Source organism: Bacillus sp. PK3-037, from assembly GCF_054161355.1.
The window spans coordinates 1,025,976-1,047,208 of the sequence record NZ_CP096408.1 but is presented as its reverse complement, the minus strand read 5'-3'; the positions used below and the strand labels follow the sequence as shown (position 1 = coordinate 1,047,208).

22 protein-coding genes are annotated in these 21,233 nt (G+C 42.5%); 13 read left to right on the top strand and 9 right to left on the bottom strand.

Annotated features, from left to right (window positions below; all coding sequences use genetic code 11):
- Positions 1-255: 255 nt before the first annotated feature.
- From nupN to maeN, 5 genes are all read left to right on the top strand, one after another.
- Positions 256-1,335, top strand: a complete 1,080-nt coding sequence (gene nupN, locus M1D69_RS05355; protein WP_458104343.1) for a guanosine ABC transporter substrate-binding protein NupN — start codon at positions 256-258, stop codon at positions 1,333-1,335.
- Positions 1,336-1,449: 114 nt separating this feature from the next.
- Positions 1,450-2,982 carry an ABC transporter ATP-binding protein gene (locus M1D69_RS05350; RefSeq protein WP_458104344.1) on the top strand — a complete coding sequence of 511 codons (1,533 nt, stop codon included), beginning with the start codon at positions 1,450-1,452 and terminating at the stop codon, positions 2,980-2,982.
- Positions 2,975-4,021 (top strand): ABC transporter permease, encoded by a 1,047-nt coding sequence (locus M1D69_RS05345; RefSeq protein WP_322011810.1) that lies wholly within the window; start codon positions 2,975-2,977, stop codon positions 4,019-4,021. The genes M1D69_RS05350 and M1D69_RS05345 overlap by 8 nt, the downstream gene beginning before the upstream one ends.
- On the top strand, positions 4,022-4,981 hold the full coding sequence (gene nupQ / locus M1D69_RS05340) for a guanosine ABC transporter permease NupQ (RefSeq protein ID WP_024122669.1): 960 nt from the start codon (positions 4,022-4,024) through the stop codon (positions 4,979-4,981). It begins immediately after the preceding gene.
- Between the two features lie 153 nt (positions 4,982-5,134).
- Positions 5,135-6,481: a sodium/malate symporter MaeN gene (maeN, locus tag M1D69_RS05335; RefSeq protein ID WP_458104345.1), complete on the top strand. Its 1,347-nt coding sequence runs from the start codon at positions 5,135-5,137 to the stop codon at positions 6,479-6,481.
- A 36-nt stretch (positions 6,482-6,517) separates the two neighbouring features.
- Here maeN and M1D69_RS05330 read toward each other — a convergent pair whose 3' ends face one another.
- Positions 6,518-6,733: a hypothetical protein gene (locus M1D69_RS05330; protein ID WP_099043587.1), complete on the bottom strand. Its 216-nt coding sequence runs from the start codon at positions 6,731-6,733 to the stop codon at positions 6,518-6,520.
- A gap of 234 nt (positions 6,734-6,967) precedes the next feature.
- On the opposite strand from M1D69_RS05330, the gene M1D69_RS05325 reads away from it, so the two are divergent.
- From M1D69_RS05325 to mnhG, 7 genes are read left to right on the top strand one after another with little or no spacing between them, the layout of a single operon-like run.
- Positions 6,968-9,373 carry a Na+/H+ antiporter subunit A gene (locus M1D69_RS05325; protein ID WP_458104346.1) on the top strand — a complete coding sequence of 802 codons (2,406 nt, stop codon included), beginning with the start codon at positions 6,968-6,970 and terminating at the stop codon, positions 9,371-9,373.
- Entirely contained in the window at positions 9,366-9,797 is a 432-nt protein-coding gene (locus M1D69_RS05320; protein WP_024122673.1) for a Na(+)/H(+) antiporter subunit B, read from the top strand. Before M1D69_RS05325 ends, M1D69_RS05320 begins: the two co-directional genes overlap by 8 nt.
- On the top strand, positions 9,797-10,138 hold the full coding sequence (locus M1D69_RS05315) for a Na(+)/H(+) antiporter subunit C (RefSeq protein ID WP_024122674.1): 342 nt from the start codon (positions 9,797-9,799) through the stop codon (positions 10,136-10,138). Before M1D69_RS05320 ends, M1D69_RS05315 begins: the two co-directional genes overlap by 1 nt.
- Positions 10,131-11,612, top strand: a complete 1,482-nt coding sequence (locus M1D69_RS05310) for a Na+/H+ antiporter subunit D (protein ID WP_458104347.1) — start codon at positions 10,131-10,133, stop codon at positions 11,610-11,612. Before M1D69_RS05315 ends, M1D69_RS05310 begins: the two co-directional genes overlap by 8 nt.
- A 5-nt stretch (positions 11,613-11,617) precedes the next feature.
- A complete protein-coding gene (locus tag M1D69_RS05305) occupies positions 11,618-12,094 on the top strand; it encodes a Na+/H+ antiporter subunit E (RefSeq protein WP_044158941.1) in 477 nt (158 codons plus the stop codon).
- On the top strand, positions 12,094-12,378 hold the full coding sequence (locus M1D69_RS05300; protein WP_024122677.1) for a Na(+)/H(+) antiporter subunit F1: 285 nt from the start codon (positions 12,094-12,096) through the stop codon (positions 12,376-12,378). Before M1D69_RS05305 ends, M1D69_RS05300 begins: the two co-directional genes overlap by 1 nt.
- Positions 12,362-12,736: a monovalent cation/H(+) antiporter subunit G gene (gene mnhG, locus M1D69_RS05295; RefSeq protein ID WP_458104348.1), complete on the top strand. Its 375-nt coding sequence runs from the start codon at positions 12,362-12,364 to the stop codon at positions 12,734-12,736. The genes M1D69_RS05300 and mnhG overlap by 17 nt, the downstream gene beginning before the upstream one ends.
- A gap of 39 nt (positions 12,737-12,775) precedes the next feature.
- Here mnhG and M1D69_RS05290 read toward each other — a convergent pair whose 3' ends face one another.
- The 6 genes from M1D69_RS05290 to degQ form a co-directional block, all read right to left on the bottom strand.
- Positions 12,776-13,156 carry a hotdog fold thioesterase gene (locus M1D69_RS05290; protein ID WP_044158943.1) on the bottom strand — a complete coding sequence of 127 codons (381 nt, stop codon included), beginning with the start codon at positions 13,154-13,156 and terminating at the stop codon, positions 12,776-12,778.
- A 17-nt stretch (positions 13,157-13,173) separates the two neighbouring features.
- Positions 13,174-13,818 (bottom strand): two-component system response regulator ComA, encoded by a 645-nt coding sequence (gene comA / locus M1D69_RS05285; protein WP_044158945.1) that lies wholly within the window; start codon positions 13,816-13,818, stop codon positions 13,174-13,176.
- Between the two features lie 80 nt (positions 13,819-13,898).
- Complete coding sequence (locus M1D69_RS05280; protein ID WP_458110425.1) at positions 13,899-16,217, bottom strand: histidine kinase; 2,319 nt, start codon at positions 16,215-16,217, stop codon at positions 13,899-13,901.
- 19 nt (positions 16,218-16,236) lie between these two features.
- Positions 16,237-16,413: a competence pheromone ComX gene (comX, locus tag M1D69_RS05275; protein WP_041906074.1), complete on the bottom strand. Its 177-nt coding sequence runs from the start codon at positions 16,411-16,413 to the stop codon at positions 16,237-16,239.
- A 14-nt stretch (positions 16,414-16,427) separates the two neighbouring features.
- The gene (locus M1D69_RS05270) at positions 16,428-17,321 is read right to left on the bottom strand and encodes a polyprenyl synthetase family protein (RefSeq protein WP_458104349.1); all 894 of its coding nucleotides are present in this window, start codon (positions 17,319-17,321) and stop codon (positions 16,428-16,430) included.
- A 130-nt stretch (positions 17,322-17,451) separates the two neighbouring features.
- On the bottom strand, positions 17,452-17,592 hold the full coding sequence (gene degQ, locus M1D69_RS05265; RefSeq protein WP_003220708.1) for a degradation enzyme regulation protein DegQ: 141 nt from the start codon (positions 17,590-17,592) through the stop codon (positions 17,452-17,454).
- Positions 17,593-18,052: 460 nt separating this feature from the next.
- Between degQ and M1D69_RS05260 the strand changes: the two genes are divergently transcribed.
- Entirely contained in the window at positions 18,053-18,421 is a 369-nt protein-coding gene (locus tag M1D69_RS05260) for a hypothetical protein (RefSeq protein ID WP_458104350.1), read from the top strand.
- On the opposite strand, the gene M1D69_RS05255 is transcribed toward M1D69_RS05260, so the two are convergent.
- Together M1D69_RS05255 and M1D69_RS05250 are read right to left on the bottom strand one after the other, a co-directional pair.
- Positions 18,397-19,626 (bottom strand): EAL and HDOD domain-containing protein, encoded by a 1,230-nt coding sequence (locus M1D69_RS05255; RefSeq protein WP_458104351.1) that lies wholly within the window; start codon positions 19,624-19,626, stop codon positions 18,397-18,399. The genes M1D69_RS05260 and M1D69_RS05255 overlap by 25 nt on opposite strands.
- A 135-nt stretch (positions 19,627-19,761) precedes the next feature.
- On the bottom strand, positions 19,762-21,231 hold the full coding sequence (locus M1D69_RS05250; RefSeq protein WP_024122686.1) for a nicotinate phosphoribosyltransferase: 1,470 nt from the start codon (positions 21,229-21,231) through the stop codon (positions 19,762-19,764).
- Positions 21,232-21,233: the final 2 nt, after the last annotated feature.

The window sequence follows — 21,233 nt, the reverse complement described above, 5'->3', positions numbered from 1 at the left end:
CCTAGACTAAGTCATAAGTCACACTTCAGAAAGAGATGTCACGGTTTTCCGCCCGGAACACCTTCCGCATCCTTCTCTTCCCCGCCTTTCGAAGGAAACATTCACGCCACACTTACTAAGGGAAGATCTGAACTGTCTCAGCTCATTCTCGTTGTTATTATCTGAAAATTTTATCGATTCTAAGAATTGAGTGAGACATCCCATCTCATGACTGACCGGATCAGCTCAGGCCAAATTTTACTGGGGGGTTATATCTTGAATAAACGCAAAATCGGATTGGCGATGTCACTTGTAATCGCAGCGGGCACCATTTTAGGCGCATGCGGAAACAGCGAAAAAAGCAGCGGGAACAGTGAGGGCAAAAGCAAATTCAGTGTGGCGATGGTCACCGACATTGGCGGGGTGGATGACAAATCTTTTAACCAATCAGCATGGGAAGGCATCCAAGCCTTCGGTAAAGATAATGGTCTGGAAAAAGGAAAAAACGGATACGACTACCTGCAATCTAAATCAGATGCAGATTATACAACAAACTTAAATAAATTAGCGCGTGAGAATTTCAACTTGATCTATGGCGTTGGCTATTTGATGGAAGATTCAATCAGTGAAATCGCCGATCAGCGCAAAAATACAAACTTTGCGATTATTGACGCAGTCGTCGATAAAGACAACGTCGCAAGCATTACGTTTAAAGAGCAGGAAGGCTCATTTCTCGTCGGAGTGGCCGCAGCCTTAACAAGCAAATCAGGAAAAATCGGATTTGTGGGCGGCATGGAATCCGAATTAATCAAAAAATTCGAAGTCGGCTTCCGTGCAGGGGTTCAGGCCGTAAAACCTGACGCAACTGTCCAGGTAAAGTATGCGGGTGGATTTGATAAAGCGGACGTTGGAAAAGCAACCGCCGAGAGCATGTATAAGTCAGGCGTTGATGTGATTTACCATTCCGCAGGCGCCACCGGCACAGGCGTCTTTACAGAAGCCAAGAACCTGAAAAAAGAAGACCCGAAGCGTGATGTTTGGGTGATCGGAGTCGATAAAGATCAATACGCAGAAGGCCAAGTAGAAGGAACAGACGATAACGTCACCCTTACTTCCATGGTCAAAAAGGTTGATACAGCAGTTGAAGATTTAACGAAGAAAGCAAGCGAAGGCAAATTCCCCGGCGGAGAAACGCTTACATACGGACTTGATCAAGACGGAGTCGGCATTTCTTCCTCTAAACAAAACCTATCGGATGATGTAATCAAAGCGGTTGATGAGTGGAAGAAAAAAATCATCGACGGATTAGAAGTGCCGGGAACAGAGAAAGAGCTGAAAAATTTCAAAGCTGAATAAGAATCGCGGGGATAAGGAGAAGAGCCCTTATCCCTTGTTTTTCTTTCAGAGCAAAGCTGCACATGTCCTTGCGGCTTTGTTAAAAGCATCTTGAAAAAAGGAGCGGTCAATTCTGTGGAATATGTCATTGAAATGCTCAATATACGCAAAGAGTTTCCCGGTATCGTCGCAAATGACAACATTAATCTTCAGGTCAAAAAAGGCGAAATCCACGCGCTGCTCGGTGAAAACGGAGCGGGCAAATCAACTTTGATGAACGTCCTTTTCGGGCTGTATCAGCCAGAAAAGGGAGAAATTCGGGTTCGCGGTGAGAAGGTGCACATTAACAGCCCGAACAAAGCGAATGATCTCGGAATCGGCATGGTGCATCAGCATTTTATGCTTGTCGATACATTTACAGTTGCTGAAAACATTATTCTCGGGAAGGAGCCGAAAAAGCTCGGGCGGATTGACCGAAAACGGGCTGTCCGAGAGGTTCAGGACATTTCCGACCGATACGGACTTCAAATTAATCCCGAGGCAAAAGTAGCTGACATATCCGTCGGCATGCAGCAGCGTGCAGAAATTTTAAAAACCCTCTACCGCGGGGCTGACATTCTGATTTTTGATGAACCGACAGCTGTGCTGACGCCTCATGAAATCAAAGAGCTCATTCAAATCATGAAGAACCTCGTCAATGAGGGAAAATCAATTATTTTAATTACCCATAAATTGAAAGAAATCATGGAGGTTTGTGACCGCGTTACCATTATCCGCAAAGGAAAAGGCATCAAATCACTGGATGTCCGGGATACAAATCAAGACGAGCTCGCCAGTCTGATGGTCGGCCGCGAGGTATCGTTCAAAACAGAAAAAAAAGCGGCTCAGCCGGGATCTGAAGTGCTGGCGATTGACAGAATCACTGTAAAAGATACTCGCGGAGTAGAAGCTGTAAGGAATTTATCGCTTTCTGTCAATGCCGGAGAAATTGTCGGCATAGCCGGCGTTGACGGAAACGGACAGTCAGAGCTGATTGAAGCGATTACAGGACTCCGAAAAACGGAGTCTGGAACCATTTCCTTAAACGGAAAACAGATACAAAACCTCACGCCGAGAAAAGTAACGGAATCCGGAATCGGGCATATTCCACAGGACCGCCATAAACACGGCCTCGTTTTGGATTTTCCGATCGGTGAGAATATCGTGCTCCAAAGCTATTACAAAAAGCCTTATTCAGCATTCGGTGTTTTACATAAAGGCGAAATGTATAAGAAAGCACGCAGCCTGATCAGCGAGTACGATGTCAGAACCCCCGATGAATATACACACGCGCGGGCATTGTCAGGCGGAAACCAGCAAAAAGCAATTATCGGAAGGGAAATTGACCGAAATCCTGACTTGTTAATCACCGCCCAGCCGACTCGCGGCCTTGATGTCGGAGCGATTGAATTTGTACATAAAAAACTCATTGAACAGCGTGATGCCGGAAAAGCCATTCTTCTTCTATCGTTTGAGCTGGATGAAATCATGAATCTCAGTGACAGAATCGCCGTCATTTTTGAAGGCAGCATCATAACCAGCGTCAATCCGCTGGATACGACTGAGCAAGAGCTCGGCCTCTTGATGGCGGGAAGCACGCAAAAGGAAGCGGGGAAAGCAAATGGTTAAACGACTCTCTCATTTACTCGTGCCGCTTATTGCAATCATGCTCGGCTTGCTGGCCGGCGCACTTATTATGCTTGCGAGCGGATACAGTGTGATCAGCGGCTATTCCGCTTTATGGAATGGGATATTTGGAGAAATCTATTACATCGGGGAAACCGTCCGGCAGATTACACCTTATATTTTATCCGGATTAGCTGTTGCTTTCGCGTTCCGAACCGGGCTTTTCAATATCGGGGTAGAGGGACAGCTGCTAGTGGGCTGGACAGCTGCCGTTTGGGTTGGAACGGCGTTTGACGGGCCGGCATATATTCACATGCCGCTCGCACTGATCACAGCGGCTGCAGCAGGCGGTTTATGGGGATTTATTCCCGGCTTTTTAAAAGCACGGTTCTATGTTCATGAGGTCATTGTCACCATTATGATGAATTATATCGCGCTGCATATGACCAATTATTTGATTTCAAAAGTTATGACAGACAATCAGGATAAGACGGAAAAAATTCACGAATCGGCCTCACTGCGCTCGCCGTTTCTTGAGCAGATTACGGATTATTCAAGGCTTCACTGGGGGATCGTCATCGCACTTCTCGCAGCTGTTGTTATGTGGTTTATGATTAACAAAACAACGAAAGGCTTTGAGCTTCGGGCAGTCGGATTCAACCAGCACGCGTCCCAGTACGCCGGTATGAGCGTGCGGAAGAATATTATGACCTCCATGCTCATTTCAGGAGCTTTTGCAGGCCTTGCAGGTGCCATGGAAGGTCTGGGAACGTTCGAATACGCAGCTGTCAAAGGCGCATTTACCGGCGTCGGCTTTGACGGTATTGCCGTCGCTCTTCTGGGCGGGAACACTGCGGTCGGTGTTGTGCTTGCGGCAGCTTTGCTTGGCGGCCTCAAAATCGGGGCATTAAATATGCCAATTGAATCAGGCGTACCTTCTGAGGTTGTCGATATTGTGATTGCCATTATCATTCTGTTTGTTGCTTCAAGCTATGCCATTCGTTTTGTCGCGGATAAATTGAAGAAAAAGGGGGCGAACTAAGTGGACTTTCTGCAGATTGTATCAATCATTGTCCCTGCCACACTCGTATACGCAGCCCCGCTTATTTTAACCGCTCTCGGCGGCGTATTTTCCGAGAGATCAGGCGTCGTCAATATCGGCCTTGAAGGCCTCATGATTATCGGAGCATTCACCAGTGTTTTATTCAATTTATTTTTAGGCCCTGAATTGGGAGCCGCAGCACCTTGGCTTTCGCTCATTGCCGCTATGGCAGCCGGCGCGCTGTTTTCACTGATTCACGCGGCAGCGGCGATATCGTTTCGCGCCGATCAGACAGTCAGCGGCGTCGCCATTAATATGCTGGCGCTTGGGGCTACTTTATTTATCGTAAAGCTGATTTACGGAAAAGCGCAAACTGACAAAATTCCCGAGCCTTTTTATAAAACAAGTATTCCCGGCTTGAGCGACATCCCCGTATTGGGAAAAATCTTCTTTTCAGATGTCTATTATACGTCTATTCTCGCAATTGTCCTGGCCTTTATTTCGTGGTTTATCTTGTTTAAAACCCCGTTCGGCCTCCGTATTCGTTCCGTCGGAGAACATCCGATGGCGGCCGATACTATGGGGATCAATGTTTACAAAATGCGCTATATCGGCGTGATGATCAGCGGATTGTTCGGCGGCCTCGGGGGCGGCGTATATGCGTCAACGATTGCCCTCGACTTTACGCACTCTACCATTTCCGGGCAAGGCTTTATCGCACTCGCCGCCCTTGTATTCGGAAAATGGCATCCGATCGGCGCACTCGGCGCTGCCCTGTTTTTCGGATTCGCGCAAAGCCTAAGCATTATCGGCTCACTGCTCCCTCTTTTTAAGGACATACCGAATGTATATATGCTGATTGCCCCTTACGTATTAACCATTCTCGCCTTAACCGGCTTTATCGGACGCGCAGATGCGCCAAAAGCAAATGGTGTGCCTTATATTAAAGGAAAACGGTAACCACATCTCCCTGGGAAGCGGCTTCTCAGGGATTTTTTCTGCTCCAAAATACCTAATTAATTTAGTTGTTTATTAATTATTTAACTTAAAAAAATATTCTTTGTTAGCGCTTTCTTGTAGACTGTAACAAACAATACATGGGGGTGTATGACAATGGGAGCAATTCACAAAACAGAGGAAGTTTTACCTGATCACAAAGACACACAGGAGAAAAGCCTGTTTAAGAAAATATGGACTTGGGAAATCGGCGTGATTCCTCTCCCATTATATACAGCATTAGCTGTCATTATTATTCTTGCGGCCTATTACAACGAGCTGCCTGCAAACATGCTGGGCGGTTTTTCCATCATTATGATTTTAGGTGTCTTTCTTGGCGATATCGGCCAGCGGATTCCGATTTTAAAGGATATTGGCGGTCCTGCTATTTTATCTTTGTTTGTGCCATCTTTTTTAGTTTTTTATAATGTGTTGAATCCATCATCATTAGATGCAGTAACCAATTTAATGAAAACGTCTAACTTTCTTTATTTCTATATCGCTTGTCTTGTTGTAGGGAGCATTCTTGGAATGAACAGAACTGTTTTAATACAGGGATTCATCAGAATGTTCGTTCCTTTAGTAGCGGGCACAATTGCGGCGGTTGCGGCCGGTGTGCTCGTCGGATTCATCTTCGGCTACAGTGCCTATGATTCCTTTTTCTTTGTCGTTGTGCCGATTATTGCCGGGGGAATAGGTGAAGGAATTTTGCCGCTCTCGATTGCTTATTCGCAAATATTGGGGTCTTCCGCTGATGTGTATGTGTCGCAGCTGGTTCCTGCCGCTATCATTGGAAACGTTTTCGCTATTATCTGTGCTGCTTTAATGAAAAAACTGGGCGAAAAACGTCCTGATCTAAACGGCAATGGGCGTCTCGTTAAATCTAAGAAAGCGAACGATATATTCAATCAACAAGAGGCTGAAGCGAAAATTGACTTTAAACTGATGGGAGCCGGAGTTCTGCTCGCCTGTACGTTCTTTATTTTCGGCGGTTTACTGGAGAAATTTATCTTCATCCCGGGCGCTATTTTAATGATTATTTCAGCAGCCGCAATCAAATATGCAAATATCCTTCCGAAAAAAATGGAGGATGGCGCGTATCAGCTTTATAAGTTTATTTCATCAAGCTTTACATGGCCGCTTATGGTAGGCCTCGGGATTCTCTTTATCCCTTTAGATGACGTGGCGTCTGTGATTTCTATTCCGTTTGTCATCATTTGTATTTCAGTTGTCGTTGCCATGATTTCTTCCGGATATTTTGTAGGCAAGCTGATGAACATGTACCCTGTTGAATCCGCAATCGTTACCTGCTGTCACAGCGGTCTCGGCGGAACGGGAGATGTCGCCATTTTGTCCGCTTCAGGAAGAATGGGCCTTATGCCATTCGCCCAAATTTCTACCCGCCTCGGCGGAGCTGGAACTGTCATTTGCGCGACGATTTTACTTCGCTTTTTCACTTCATGATCAGAAAAAGAGTTCCGTCTTTGACGGAACTCTTTTTTATTTGTTCACAATCCGCATATACTCCCTGGGCCCAAACGGCCTGTCCTTAGATTCCGCCTCACTCATTTTAGTTGACAGGTGGTGCTCCAATAAATACAGTTCCCAATCATCATTGTCTGCCACACGGGCACGGCCGTCATATTGATTCAGCATGAATGCCCCTGCACATATCGAGCAGAATAAACCTGAGCACATAAGGACCTTTCTCTTCACCATGATCAGCTCCTTACATACAGCTTGATCAGGAGCGAATTTAAATATACAAATGACCTGATTTTTGTTAAACTTATTTTAAGGTCAAAAGAACTTGTAAAATTCATTCGCGGCAGGTTGAAGCATGGCGGCTTCCAAAAAAGTGCGATATAATTTGGACTGGGTCGTTTGACCGTATATTCTAATGATTTATACATAGAACAAGTTTCAATGAAAGAAAAGGAGGTCTTGTCTTTGCAGCTCTTACATTTTGCTATTTTATCGTCTTTTGTATTTGCTTTTATCATTCCCTTTCTGGCAAAATACGCAAAAAGAGTGCATACGGGCTGGTTTGTTCTGATCCTGCCCGTCTTGCTGTTTATATACTTTCTTCCAATGATCAGAATGACTCAGTCGGGAGAAACATTACGATCGGTATTGGAGTGGATTCCTTCATTAGGCATTAACTTTACCGTTTATGTAGACGGTCTCGGACTGCTATTCGCCTTACTGATAACAGGGATCGGCTCGTTGGTCACTCTTTACAGTATTTTTTATTTATCGAAAGAAAAAGAACAGCTTGGGCCTTTTTATGTCTATTTATTAATGTTCATGGGGGCTATGCTCGGTGTTGTTCTTGTTGACAACGTCATGGTTCTCTACATGTTTTGGGAGCTTACCAGCCTTTCGTCCTTTTTGCTGATTGGATATTGGTACAAGCGTGAAAAATCTCGCTACGGCGCCGCAAAATCGCTCTTGATTACGGTAAGCGGCGGACTGTGTATGCTGGGAGGATTCATTCTCCTTTATCTGATCACAGATTCATTCAGTATCAGAGAAATGATCAATCAGGTTCAGTTGATTGCCGGCCATGATCTATTTATTCCGGCGATGATTTTGATTTTACTAGGCGCATTTACAAAGTCCGCCCAGTTTCCTTTTTACATTTGGCTGCCTGATGCCATGGAAGCGCCGACGCCTGTCAGCGCGTATCTCCATTCAGCCACGATGGTCAAAGCGGGAATTTATGTGATTGCACGATTCAGTCCGATTTTCGCCTTTTCAGCTCAGTGGTTTTGGATTGTTTCTCTCGTCGGGATTTTTACCATGGTTTGGGGTTCATTCCATGCCGTCAAACAAACCGACTTAAAATCCATTTTGGCGTTTTCAACGGTCAGCCAGCTCGGCATGATCATCTCGATGCTTGGTGTCAGTGCTGCAGCCCTGCATTACGGCCATACAGAGTATTACACAGTTGCCGCCATGGCTGCCATTTTCCATCTCATCAATCATGCTACCTTTAAAGGAAGCTTGTTTATGGCAGTCGGCATCATTGATCATGAAACAGGCACGCGGGACGTCAGAAAGCTCGGCGGACTGATGGCGATCATGCCGATTACATTTACGATTTCCTTGATTGGCACATTTTCAATGGCTGGTCTCCCGCCGTTTAACGGATTTTTGAGTAAAGAAATGTTTTTCACCAGCATGCTTCGTGTGACACATGTCGATTTGTTCAACGTTCAGACGTGGGGAGCGCTGTTCCCTGTCCTCGCTTGGGCAGGAAGTGTGTTTACATTTATCTACAGCATGAAACTGCTGTTTAAAACATTTAAAGGCAATTACCAGCCTGAAAAACTCGAAAAACAGGCTCATGAAGCGCCGATTGGAATGCTCGTATCACCTGTCATTCTTGTTGCGCTCGCTGTCAGTCTCTTCTTTTTCCCGAATATATTGTCCTACAGCTTGATAGAGCCTGCGATGAATTCAATCTATCCGACACTGCTGGACAGCCATGAGAAGTTTCATGTTCATATTTCGCAGTGGCACGGGTTTACAGCCGAAGTTCTGATGACCCTGGGCATTATCGCTGTCGGTACAATCGGATACTTGACGATAAACAAGTGGAAAGGGATCTATAAGCTGTTTCCATCGAAACTCACGCTCAATCGGTTATACGAGAAGCTCCTGACCATCATGGAAAAAGGCTCTTATCGAGTGACAAAACAATATATGACCGGATTTTTGCGGGATTATCTTCTGTATATCTTCGCTGGATTTATCATTCTGATGAGCGGGGCTCTCGTTTTGAAAGGCGGATTTTCCTTTACAACTGAGGGTATGGCGAAAATCGGCATATATGAAATGATTCTGACACTTGTCATGATCAGCGCGACAGCGGCGACTGTATTCGCCCGATCCAGACTGACGGCGATTATTTCACTTGGTGTTGTCGGTTATACGCTTGCATTGTTTTTTGTTATTTTCAGAGCGCCCGATTTGGCTTTGACCCAGCTGGTCATTGAGACGATTTCCGTCGCCCTGTTTCTGCTTTGTTTCTATCATTTGCCAAAACTGCGTCTGAAAAAGAAAACGAGAACGTTCCGAATGACAAACTTTATCATTGCTTTAGGAGTCGGCATTATTGTCACCCTGCTCGGTATTGCATCCTCAAGCCAGCGGACAAAAGACAGTATCGCCTCCTTCTTTACAAAGCACAGCCACGATCTTGGCGGAGGGGATAATGTCGTCAATGTCATCCTCGTTGACTTCAGGGGCTTTGATACAATGTTTGAAATTACGGTATTAACGATTGCCGCTCTCGGCATTTACAGCATGATTAAAACAAAAGTAAAAGAGGAGGGGAAAAGCGGTGAATGAACAAAAAACAAATGACTTGATTCTTCAAACCGTGACAAAGCTTGTATCCTTTATCATTTTGCTTTTCTCTTTCTATTTATTTTTATCGGGGCATAACGCCCCTGGAGGAGGCTTTGTCGGCGGACTGATCACGTCCTCTTCCATCGTTCTATTGCTCTTGGCTTATGATTTAAAAACCGTGCGTTCCATTTTGCCGGTTAATTTCATTTACGTCGCGGGAGCCGGTCTTCTGCTCGCTGTCTTAACAGGAGTTGGCTCTTTTGTCTTCGGGGCACCCTTCTTAACCCACACATTCGGTTACTTTCATCTGCCGATTTTAGGGAAAACGGAGCTCGCCACGGCGACGCTTTTTGATTTAGGCGTTTATCTTGTTGTCGTAGGCATTACGATGACCATTATTCAAACGATTGGAGAGGAAGAATAATGGAAATCTTAATGGCTGTTACAGCCGGTATTATTTTTATGGCTGCTACGTATTTGCTGCTGTCTAAAAGCCTGCTTCGGGTCATTATCGGAACAGCGCTTTTAAGCCACGGCGTTCATTTAATGCTTTTAACTATGGGAGGATTAAAAAAAGGCGCCGCTCCGATTTTGAGCGAGCATGCCAAGTCATTTGTCGATCCGCTTCCGCAAGCCCTGATTTTGACGGCTATTGTCATTTCATTTGGAGTTACATCCTTCATCCTCGTCATGGCGTTTCGGGCCTATCAGGAATTGAAATCGGACGATATGGATCAAATGAGGGGAAATGATCAACATGAATAATTTTGTTATATTGCCAATTCTGATCCCGCTCCTGTCCGCCATTCTGCTGATTTTCATGAACAAACGCATCATGCTCATGCGGATCTTCAGCACTGCGGCATCCGCACTCGGGATTGTGATCAGCGTTTTACTCGTACAGACTGTTTTTACAAACGGCATTCAGACACTGAGTTTGGGCGGCTGGAGAGCCCCCTACGGAATTGTGCTTGTTGCAGATCAATTTGCCAGCCTGCTTGTTCTCACCACAGCAGTCATAGGCTTATTGGTTGTGCTTTATTCTTTCCGTTCTATCGGTGAAAAACGGGAACGTGCCTTTTATTACTCCGGCGTGCAGTTTTTGCTGGCTGGTGTAAGCGGAGCGTTTTTAACAGGCGATTTATTTAATATGTACGTATTTTTCGAGCTTCTGCTTATTGCTTCTTATATGCTGATTGTATTAGGCGGCACAAAAATTCAGCTGCGGGAATCGCTTAAATACATTGTGTTTAATATCGTGTCATCAGCATTGTTTGTCATCGGCGTCGGCTTTTTATACGCTGTGACCGGCACATTAAACATGGCTGATTTAAGTGTGAGAATCAGCGAATCCGGACAAACTGGGCTGATTACTGTAATCGGTGTCCTGTTACTCATCGTGTTTGGTATGAAGGGCGGGATCTTCCCTCTCTACTTTTGGCTTCCCGGCTCTTATTACGCGCCGCCGGCAGCCATCTCCGCATTGTTCGGCGCCTTGCTGACAAAGGTCGGGTTATATGCGATCACAAGAGTGTTCACACTGATTTTCATTCACGATACAGCGTTTACCCACCAGCTGATGATATGGCTCGCGGCTCTCACTGTCATCTTCGGTGTCATCGGTTCACTTGCCTATCAGAATGTCATGAAAATCGTGATCTATAATATTATTACCGCTGTCGGCGTTATTTTGTTCGGTGTTGCAGTTCAAACGCCCGCATCCATTCAAGGTGCGATTTACTATCTGATTCACGACATGCTGATTAAAGGCGCATTATTTATGCTGGCAGGCACGCTGATCGCTTTGACAGGAACAGCAAGCCTGCAACAAATGGGCGGTCTGATCAAGCGATACCCCGTTCTTGGATGGATGTTCTTCATGTCGGCTGTATCTCTTGCCGGCATTCCGCCTCTCAGCGGATTTGTAGGCAAATTTAAAATTGCAGAAGGCGGCTTCGCTGAAGGTGAATTTACGATTTCCATGCTGATCCTGCTTTCAAGCCTGCTCGTCCTGTATTCCGTGTTAAGAATTTTTATCCATGCGTTTTGGGGCGAAGAAAAAGAAACACCAAAGCAAAATCTTAGAACAGCTAAAGGGCTTCTATATCCGGCAGCTATTTTTCTCTTCCTGTCTCTTCTCTTCGGATTAGGTACAGAATGGGTGTCACCGTACGTTGATCAAGCGGCCGAGACTTTGCTGAATCCGGAAAAATATATTGAAGCTGTTTTGAAGGAGTAGATCGCATGGCATTTCAAATTTTATTAAATGTGTTTCTCGCTTTTTGCTGGATGTTCCTGAGCAATGACGCAAGCGCTGCCGGATTCATCACAGGCTTTATCCTGGGAATGATCTCTCTCTTCTTCTTCCGGCGCTTCCTTGCTCATCCGTTTTATCTATGGAAAATGTTTTCGATTATCAAACTTTTTTTGATCTTTATAAGGGAATTATACCTTGCCAACGTCAGTGTGCTGAAAACAGTCCTGTCGCCAAAACTGGATATCAAACCAGGCATATTCGCATTTAAAACAGAGCTGACAAAGGATTGGGAAATCACCCTGCTTTCACTGCTTATTACATTAACGCCGGGAACATTGGTCATGGATATTTCCGATGACCGGACCATTCTCTATATTCACGCGATGGATATTGAGGATGCGGAAAAAGCGATTTTTGATATTCGTGAGTCATTTGAAAAAGCCATACAGGAGGTGAGCCGCTGATGTTTACGTTAATCCTTCAAATCGCGCTCGGCATTATGGCGGTGTCCACCCTGTTGTATGTCGTTCGTGTCATCAAAGGGCCGACTGTTCCTGACCGGGTTGTGGCTCTGGATGCAATCGGCATTAATCTGATAGCGATGACAGCGCTTGTCTCCATCCTGCTGAATACGAGTATTTTTCTTGATATCATATTATTGCTGGGTATTTTGTCTTTTATCGGAACCATTGCGTTTTCTAAGTTTTTAGAGAAAGGAGAGATTATCGAAAATGATCGTGATCGCTAAAATAGCCGTAGCGATATTGATCCTAGTAGGGGCGCTAATCTGTCTTGCGGCTTCCTTAGGGACGCTTCGCCTTCCCGATATGTACACACGCTCTCACGCTGCTTCTAAAGGCTCAACGTTAGGGGTAAATATGATTTTGCTCGGTGTCTTCTTCTTTTTGTGGTTTATAACAGGAGAGATATCAGCAAAAATTCTGCTCGGGATTTTCTTTATCTTTATTACGACGCCGGTCGGGGGACACTTGATCTGCCGAGCTGCGTACAACTCTGGCGTCAAGCTGGATGAAAGAAGTATACAGGATGACTATAACGGAATCAGAAACTTTGTGATTAAACGAAAAGAGGATTCTTACCTATAAAAATGAGCAGCCGGACAGGCAGAGTTCCGGCTGTTTTTTTTATTTTGTGATGACAGCCAGCGTGCATCTGGATATACAGATCAGTCTCTCTTGCTCGTCATAAATGTGAATCTGATACACAATGGTCGTTCTGCCTTTATGAACAGGCTCGGCTACCGCCTTTACCGTTCCTTCCTTGACAGATTTCAAATGATTGGCGTTAATCTCCAAACCGACACAAGCTTGTGTACGAGAATCGATTAGATGCTGGGCACCCACGCTCGCCGCAGTTTCCGCAAGAGCGACTGAAGCGCCTCCATGCAAATAACCAAAGGGCTGGACGGTCCGGTGATCCACCGGCATCACTGCCACGCAGCGTTCCGCTGTGCTTTCTACAATTTCAATTCCCAGCGCGCCAAGCAATGTATGTTTCATATCCATAGTTTTAACTCCCTTATTTAAAGTACACCGTCTGATTTTGCAATCAAAACTGCTTCCGTCCGGGAACCGACATTCAGCTTATTGAAAATCGATGTCAGGCTGTATTCGATGGACCGCTTGCTTAAATGAAGCGCATCTGCAATTTCTTGGTTGGTAAAACCTTTTTCAACTTCTTGAAGAATCAGGCATTCTCGTGGTGTGAGCACATCTTGTTCTTTTTGAGAGGAAGGGGCCGGCTTTGTTTTTTGCTGAGTCATCAGCTGTTTAAAGTAAGCGAAATCGACTAAAATGTCTCCGTTGAGCACGTGATATATGTATTGGGTGATCTTTTCCTTTGATTCGGTTTTGCTGATGGCGCCGTGCAGACCCGCACGAATCGCTTCCTCAAAATAATCCTCGACCTCATAACCGGTATATACGATAATTTTACAATGAGGATTCTCTTGTAAAATCTGTTTAGAAAGCTCCATCCCATTGACTTCGCCGCCTAAATTCAAATCCATTAAAATGAGATCATATGACGAGAAATCATGCTGCTTGATAAACTGTTCGCTCGGTTCAGGACTGAGACAATCAACAGACAAATTCGAATCCGTTTCCAAAATTGTCTTGGTGCCTTCCATGACAGCCGGATGGTCATCAATCACTAGTATCTTTTTCATGTTTTCCTCCCTTTTACTCACTCATTTCCATTTTATAAAAAAGACTTGGCTTCTGCCAAGTCGTTTCCGTTATAAAACCATTACAATTCCATTTCAATATCGGCCTTAAAGCCCTTTCCTTCACTTGTTTCGATTCGGAGGCGTCCATCTAAAGCCCTGACTCGCTCCTTAATGCCAGAAAGACCCATACTCATGGAATGTTCGTTATTTTTTTCTTGATCAAACCCTACGCCATTGTCCTCATAATGAAGAACGATTTTGTTTTGAATACTGATGAGCATAATCAACACTTCCGTAGCCTGAGAGTGTTTCACTGCATTTGATAAAAACTCTTGAATGATCCGGTACAAATTCAGCTGCGAATCCAAATCAAGCGACGCCGTAAATCTGCCGGTATTTAAGCGGATATGAAACGGAACCCGCTCCTGTTGCTGCGCCACCAGCTTAGACAGCGCCTTCACCAGTCCCAAATCATACAAAAGCTGCGGCCGCAATTCATGACACGTCTCCCTCGTCATCGTAATCACATCAGACATCTGCTCATTCATCTGTACAAGCTTGTCCTGTACCTCTTCACGGCATGGATCATCATCCTTCTTAAACTCAGCCAAAAACAGCTCACACTGCCGTTTTAATGAAATCAGATCCTGAAGAACGGAATCGTGGAGATCGCGGGCGAGATCAGAACGTTGTTTTTCTTCAATGGTGTACATGAGTTTTTTGAGCCAGACGGGGTTAGCATCTTCCCTTTTTAAAGCTTGTAAATGATCCATAAGTTCTTCAATTTGTACAACGTTTTCCATGGATACACTAGTATAAAACGATAATGTTTTCAGCCATGAAACTTCATCTCTTGTCAACCTCGGTGTGTTGATACTAGATAAACAAAGCAATACATAAGAACTTGTACCTTTTTCCCCTACCTTGATCAAAAACCCTTGATTAACCTCAACAATTTTCCCTATTTCTTTAGTGACCTTTTCAAATTCTGTTTCATATAGCTTCCAATTGGGTTCAACACTCTGTTTGTCAAAGTATATAATTTCTCTATCAGAACCAACTTCAAAGGTGTATGCTTTACTTACGGGTAGAACTTCTAGTATTGTTGTTTTTAAGTTCTTAAATACTTGATCTAAAGCTGATACACCTTTAATTAATTGCGTATATTTAAAAATACTGTCTTGATAATTATATTTTTCCGAAAATCGTTTTAACCGAAATTTATAGTCTAATAATTCTTTAATATAAAAGACCGACAGAAAAATTATGAACGTACATAACGTAATTAAGATGACATTAAAATCCGCTCTTTTACTATCGAATACAATTGACAACCAAACTATACCAATTGTCGGAATGATGGACAAGAAACTATAATATCTAATTCTTCCTAGGATAAAGTCAATATCATAAATTTTATTTACAACGAATTGATAAACCAATGCTAATGGGATAATAATTAAGAACGGCGCAGTCACTATTGCTGAATAAATATATTGCCCAAATAAAACTTCCGGCAAGATATATAAGACCGAAAAAGGAAAAAAAGCAACAGTATTCGAAATCAATAATACCTTCAATAAATAGTAATGATCCTTTTTTCTATAAATTATCCCATAATAGATTATACAAAAATAAACAACTGTAATCTCTATTAAGAATGTTGCTAAGTTTATATTACTAATATTCGTAGTAATCCCCGATGGAAGATATTTCTCAGCGAACTCTATTATTACATTAATGATTGGTAGCATGTATAACATATTCACGGTATAACGTGATGAAAATTTGATGCTTAATTCTTTGAAATATTGATATAGAAAATGCAAATACAAGACAGGTACATTTAAAAAGGTAAAAAGATTAATATATCTATTTATTTCATATCCTCTAGTAACGCCTCCAGCACTTAAATATGCTATCGATATAAACAGCAAAAAATTAATCAAAATATAAGCCGAGTACGTATTTTTCACTCGATTGACCCTATAAATATAAAAAGCACATAACAGACTCAAAGCAAAAAATATACAAGGGATAATATAAATGAAAAAGCTATAAGAATTATTTAAAGAGATATACTCCATATTATGTAATTGAATTTCATGATTATCCCTTTTAACTTTTAAATGTTCAGCTTTTGCTAAATAATTTCTTTTAATATTTTCGCTTGTAGGTTTCTTCCCACTAACTTCGAGTATTAAGTCGCCTTCTTTTAATCCCATATATTTTCCATATGTGGATTTAGTCATTTTTTCAACTTTTAACTCATGATTGGCTGTTTCAGAAACATAAGTACCAACTAAAATACCATTCTGAGTGAAATAAACAATATAAGCAAAATATAAGAGACTAAATAATACTAGCACTATAGAAAAATTTCCTTTAAAGTTTTTCAATAGACCACTTCTCTCTGAATTATTGCTCCCAGAAAATTCCCTTGCATTTCTTTGAGAGAGTCATTTTTTTATTGAAAATATCTACAATTGAAGGGATTAGTTTATCTGGAATTCCTATTAAGCTTGCCTCTCCATTTTCTAATTTAGTTAAAACTTGAGGATTCTTCATTAAGTAATCAATCATATCTTGTTTCATAGGTATACCTCTCCTTATAACTTTATATTTAGGTTTAATTGATTCATGCTTGCTGTGATTTCTTCCTCATAAAACTTTATCAACATAGATACATATTGATTAAGCCCCGCTTCAAATAATAATTCATCAAATTTAGAGCGATCAGCTATAAGACTATGATAACTTGGTTGGGAATTTATTAATTTTAATATCTTTTCAGAAGCCTCATTAAATTTGCGGTTTAAAAATAAATAAATTAAAGTCTTTCTTTTCTTTCTAATGTCGCTACGCTGATCATTAACTAAACCATAATAGTCATTTTCCAATTGCTTTATTATTCCTATTTTATAAGCATAATCCTCAATAGTTTGATTAAACTCTCCATTTGCAAGCATGGCAGCTAAAACGGCAGACATAGCTGTAAGAGAACCTGATTTTTGTTTCATCATTTGAATGCATTCTTCTTCTGTCTCTGGAAAGTTTATTAAATCGTCATGTTGCCCCTGCATAGCATTTAAAGCATATTTTAAAGTGAGCCGCTGATATTCAGCCTTATCGCTAATAGAACAAATGGCTTCTAACCCTAAAGTATAAAGGGTAGTTGCAGCATTTAGAGAGAGAGAAGAATCTATTTCCATCCATTTTTTTTCAAAGTTGTCCTCATCCTCTAAATCATCAAATATATCGAAGGCTATGATTAAAAGCTCAATTCCTCCAGCCAACGTTAAAATATGCAAATAACTGTTACCTCTTAATGCTACGTAATGCTTATAAGCCAGGATACCAAAAGAAAAGTGGTTTTTCTCATCGATAAAGTTGATTAAATACTTTTTCAAATCCAAATTTCGAATTTTTTCGTGTACAATCTCCTTCATCTTTTTTTTAATCGAAATTTCATCTAAACACATTTCCTTACTAATATTCTTCACCCTCCCATTCCATTTTACTAAATGGGACATTTAAAGGACAGCAGGTTTTTCGTTTTTTAACAATCATATAATACTTTATCCATTAATTGTATGGGTAGAACGAAAAAAAAGACTTGTTTCCAAGTCTTTTTCACGAAATTTTCATTGCGTAATTGTATTTATCGAGCTGATCGATGCTTTTGTTAATGTTTCGTAATGAATCTGTCGTTTCTTTAATATCAAGTTCGAGTCGGAATAACAATTGTTTTACTTCTTCAAGTTTCTTTTCCATCGTTTCCACACTCCTTTTTTTGAAAGATCAATGAATTGTGTATGGTGAACGAGTCCTAGGTATTTGATCTGTTACTAATAGTGTATCTGCTTTCGGCTCATTTTTCACCGAAAAGTATGCAAAAAGATCCTGCGTGACACCGCAAACATCAATAGGTCCTTATACTCAAAGGAATCACAATAAGAACGGGACTATTTTTCTATGTGAAAAAACGGTGATTTCGGATGAAATTGAGAAAGATTCTTAATTTCCTTGATTTTATTGTGTTTATCTGTTTCACAATGTAAGACTATAGTCCCTCTATCCGCTTTTTCAAAATTCAATATGCGATTCTTGGCGTATCGTGACCGACAAACACCGAAAAGACCGCAACGCAAAGTTGTGGCCTTTTCGCTTTGTCATATCCGGCACCTGAGTGATCTATACATATAGACATATCCCCTTTTTGCGAGGTGCTTCCATGATATATCCTTATCCTTGGTTTTACGTCTATCCGTACGCCATACGCCGTCCGCCCGCTCCTGCCGCCAATACAGAGATCTTTATCCGTTCCGCAAAGGATGCCGCTGGGCTGCTCGCTGATGCTCAGCTTGTGCTTAGGCGCATTGCGGGGTCACAGGAGCTTTCGCGCCGCCTCATGACCGCAGCGGAGCAGTCAGATAAACAAACAGTAAAGCGCCTGATCAAACAGACTGGCGTCCGGCATGATGTTGATTCGGTCTTTAATCCCGATGGCATATACATCAGCCTGATCAGCATGCAAAGCCGAATCATCCTGGCGTTGCGGTGGTCAGAAGACCGCAATTACTTTTCGCCCATGAGCTTATGACACCACTCCAAGGCTTCCAAATAACAGTCGTACGCTTCTTCCTTGTCCAATTCTTTTGCTAATTCTCCGCAAGAGTCCCAATTGTTGGTTTCGATTAACTTCACAAGCTCAAGCATTTGGTAATAGTCGTTTTGATGACCTAATAACGCTTGACCGACTTCATCTATTAAAGGCAATTCTTGAATAATCTCTTCTATTTCTCTGTGCAAAAGGGTGTCTATGAGAGAAAACATCCCGATCAGCATATACGAGGCCGGCTGCGGGCGCGCTGTTTTTCTTGCCAACAGTTCACATAGCTTTGCTCTCATTAAAGAAATTTTTATGATTTCGTGTTTGCTCGAATTCCCTTTTCTGCTTAAATCCTTAAAGGAAAGGATGTATATCCACCGTTTGATTTCGTTAAACCCAAGAAGCATGATAGCCTGCTTAATGCTGTCGATCTTTTGGGTTAAGCGGCTATGAGAAGAGTTTAAGAATTTTAAAATTTGATAAGACAGCGATAAATCACGTTCTATGTACTCAGTTACACGCTGGATGTTAGGCTGCTCTTTGCTTAATTCGTTGAGCAATTCATAGTAAGAATAAAAATGGGTCGACAGATCATGGCCGCTGATGATGCGCGGTTCGCTGAAAAAGTAGCCTTGGAATAACTGAAAGCCATCTTGCGCCGCTTGTTCATATTCTTTGCGTGTTTCTACTTTCTCAGCTAAAAAAATCAAGCCGCAATAGCTGTAGGTTTGCAAAATGTTTCGGCGTTCCATTCGGGTGGTTTTAAGAAAATCAACTTTCAATATATCAATATAGCTCATGAGCTTTTCCAATAATTTTTCATTTTTCGGGTTTATCGCGTAAAAATCATCGAGCGCCAGCGTATACCCCATTTTTTTCAGCTCTCTGCACCTTGAGACGAGAGCCGGAGTAATCGGTATATCTTCAAGGATTTCAATCACAAGCTGTTTTGGATTGAAGGAGGTGGGGAGATCCGAAAACATCAGGCTTTCAGTGAAATTGACAAAACAGCGTTTTCCTTCCGTCAGCTTCTCGATTCCGATGTTTAAAAAGCTGTTAATCACCAAATCTGTTGTAGCCTGATCGCCGTCTGCAGCGGAATACACATTCTCTTCGCTCTCTCTATATAAAAGTTCATAAGCGACAACCTGTTCTTTTTTGTTAAATATAGGCTGTCTTGCAACAAACACCCTCATTGACTTATCCTCCTTACAAAACACGCGGCTTTCCACCCTAAGTATATCAAATAATTTGACGAAATTTGTCTAAACATGAAAAATATTATTCCCACAAAAAAACTGGCCTCTTCGCGAACGAAAGGCCAGTTTGCTTTATTCTTCGAGCTCTTCTTCAAGTCTGCTTTTCACTTCATGGATCCGCTGCATTTTGTTGCTCCAGCAGTCCTCGCTTAAATCAACCGGGTATTCTTCAGGTTTGCTGATTCTCTTATATTCCTCCCACAGAAGGCTGAGGTTGTCTTGTACATATTGCTGAATGTCAGAAATCTCAGGGTTCTGGTAGCATAAGATGCCTTTTTCAAAAATCAGCTCGTGAAGATCCTTCGCATAGAAATTCGTGACGAATTTGCTGATGAAGGTATGAACCGGGTGAAACATTCTCAGCCGCTTCTGGTCATTCACCTGCTCGTCATAAAGCGCAATGTAATCTCCTTCAGAATGATGATTTAACTGATTAATAATCCGGTACACTTTCTTTCTGCCAGGTGTTGTCACTTTGTCAGGGTTGGATGAAATTTTGATCGTGTCGACCATTTCTCCGTTTTCTTCGATGGAGACGAGCTTATAAACCGCGCCGAGAGCCGGCTGGTCATAGGCTGTAATCAATTTCGTGCCGACACCCCAGACATCTATGCGGGCTCCCTGAGCCTTTAAATTCATAATTGTATGCTCATCCAGGTCGCTTGACGCAATGACTTTCGCGTCTGTAAAACCTGCTTCATCAAGCATTTTCCGGGCTTTTTTTGACAGGTAAGCCAAATCTCCGCTATCCAGGCGGATGCCAATGAAGTTGATGCGGTCTCCGAATTCCTTGGCAACTTTAATCGCATTCGGCATGCCTGAACGAAGCGTATCATACGTGTCGACTAAGAAGACGCAATCCTTATGCGTTTCCGCGTATTTTTTGAATGCTGTATATTCATCGCGGTAGGCCTGCACAAGGGCATGGGCATGTGTGCCTGATACCGGAATATTAAAGCGCTTTCCGGCTCTTACATTGCTTGTCGCGCTGAAGCCGCCGATTAACGCTGCTCTCGCTCCCCACATAGCCGCATCCATTTCATGCGCCCGTCTTGTTCCGAATTCAAGTGCAATTTCGTCGCCAATGACACCCTTGATGCGCGCTGCTTTTGTCGCGATTAATGTTTGGTAATTCACAATGTTAAGCAAAGCTGTTTCAATAAGCTGCGCTTCTACAAGGGGAGCTTCCACCCTCATAATCGGCTCATTGTTAAAAACCAGCTCTCCTTCTTTCATGGAATAAAGAGAACCTGTAAAAGATAAACCGCTCAAATAATCAATAAAATCTTCATGGTAGCCAAGCTCATCTCGTAAATAAGTCAGGTCACTATCGGTAAACTTGAAGTTTTCCAGATATTCAATGGCTTTTTCCAAGCCCGCAAAAACCGCATAGCCATTCTCAAACGGAAGCTTTCTGAAAAAAAGCTCAAAAATCGCTTTCTTTTCATGAATGCCGTCTCTCCAGTAAGTTTCCGCCATATTGATTTGATAAAGGTCTGTATGTAATGACAGGCTGTCATCTTTAAAACCGTACTCTAACACTG

Bases quoted from the DNA above. Each gene is read 5' to 3' on its own strand.
- M1D69_RS05310 (WP_458104347.1), top strand. From the start codon at position 10,131: ATGAATAATTTTGTTATATTGCCAATTCTGATCCCGCTCCTGTCCGCC.
- mnhG (WP_458104348.1), top strand. From the start codon at position 12,362: ATGATCGTGATCGCTAAAATAGCCGTAGCGATATTGATCCTAGTAGGG.
- M1D69_RS05345 (WP_322011810.1), top strand. From the start codon at position 2,975: ATGGTTAAACGACTCTCTCATTTACTCGTGCCGCTTATTGCAATCATG.
- M1D69_RS05290 (WP_044158943.1), bottom strand. From the start codon at position 13,156: ATGGATATGAAACATACATTGCTTGGCGCGCTGGGAATTGAAATTGTA.
- comA (WP_044158945.1), bottom strand. From the start codon at position 13,818: ATGAAAAAGATACTAGTGATTGATGACCATCCGGCTGTCATGGAAGGC.
- degQ (WP_003220708.1), bottom strand. From the start codon at position 17,592: ATGGAAAAGAAACTTGAAGAAGTAAAACAATTGTTATTCCGACTCGAA.
- maeN (WP_458104345.1), top strand. From the start codon at position 5,135: ATGGGAGCAATTCACAAAACAGAGGAAGTTTTACCTGATCACAAAGAC.
- comX (WP_041906074.1), bottom strand. From the start codon at position 16,413: ATGAAACAAGATATGATTGATTACTTAATGAAGAATCCTCAAGTTTTA.
- M1D69_RS05315 (WP_024122674.1), top strand. From the start codon at position 9,797: ATGGAAATCTTAATGGCTGTTACAGCCGGTATTATTTTTATGGCTGCT.
- M1D69_RS05260 (WP_458104350.1), top strand. From the start codon at position 18,053: ATGATATATCCTTATCCTTGGTTTTACGTCTATCCGTACGCCATACGC.
- M1D69_RS05255 (WP_458104351.1), bottom strand. From the start codon at position 19,626: ATGAGGGTGTTTGTTGCAAGACAGCCTATATTTAACAAAAAAGAACAG.
- M1D69_RS05300 (WP_024122677.1), top strand. From the start codon at position 12,094: ATGTTTACGTTAATCCTTCAAATCGCGCTCGGCATTATGGCGGTGTCC.
- M1D69_RS05305 (WP_044158941.1), top strand. From the start codon at position 11,618: ATGGCATTTCAAATTTTATTAAATGTGTTTCTCGCTTTTTGCTGGATG.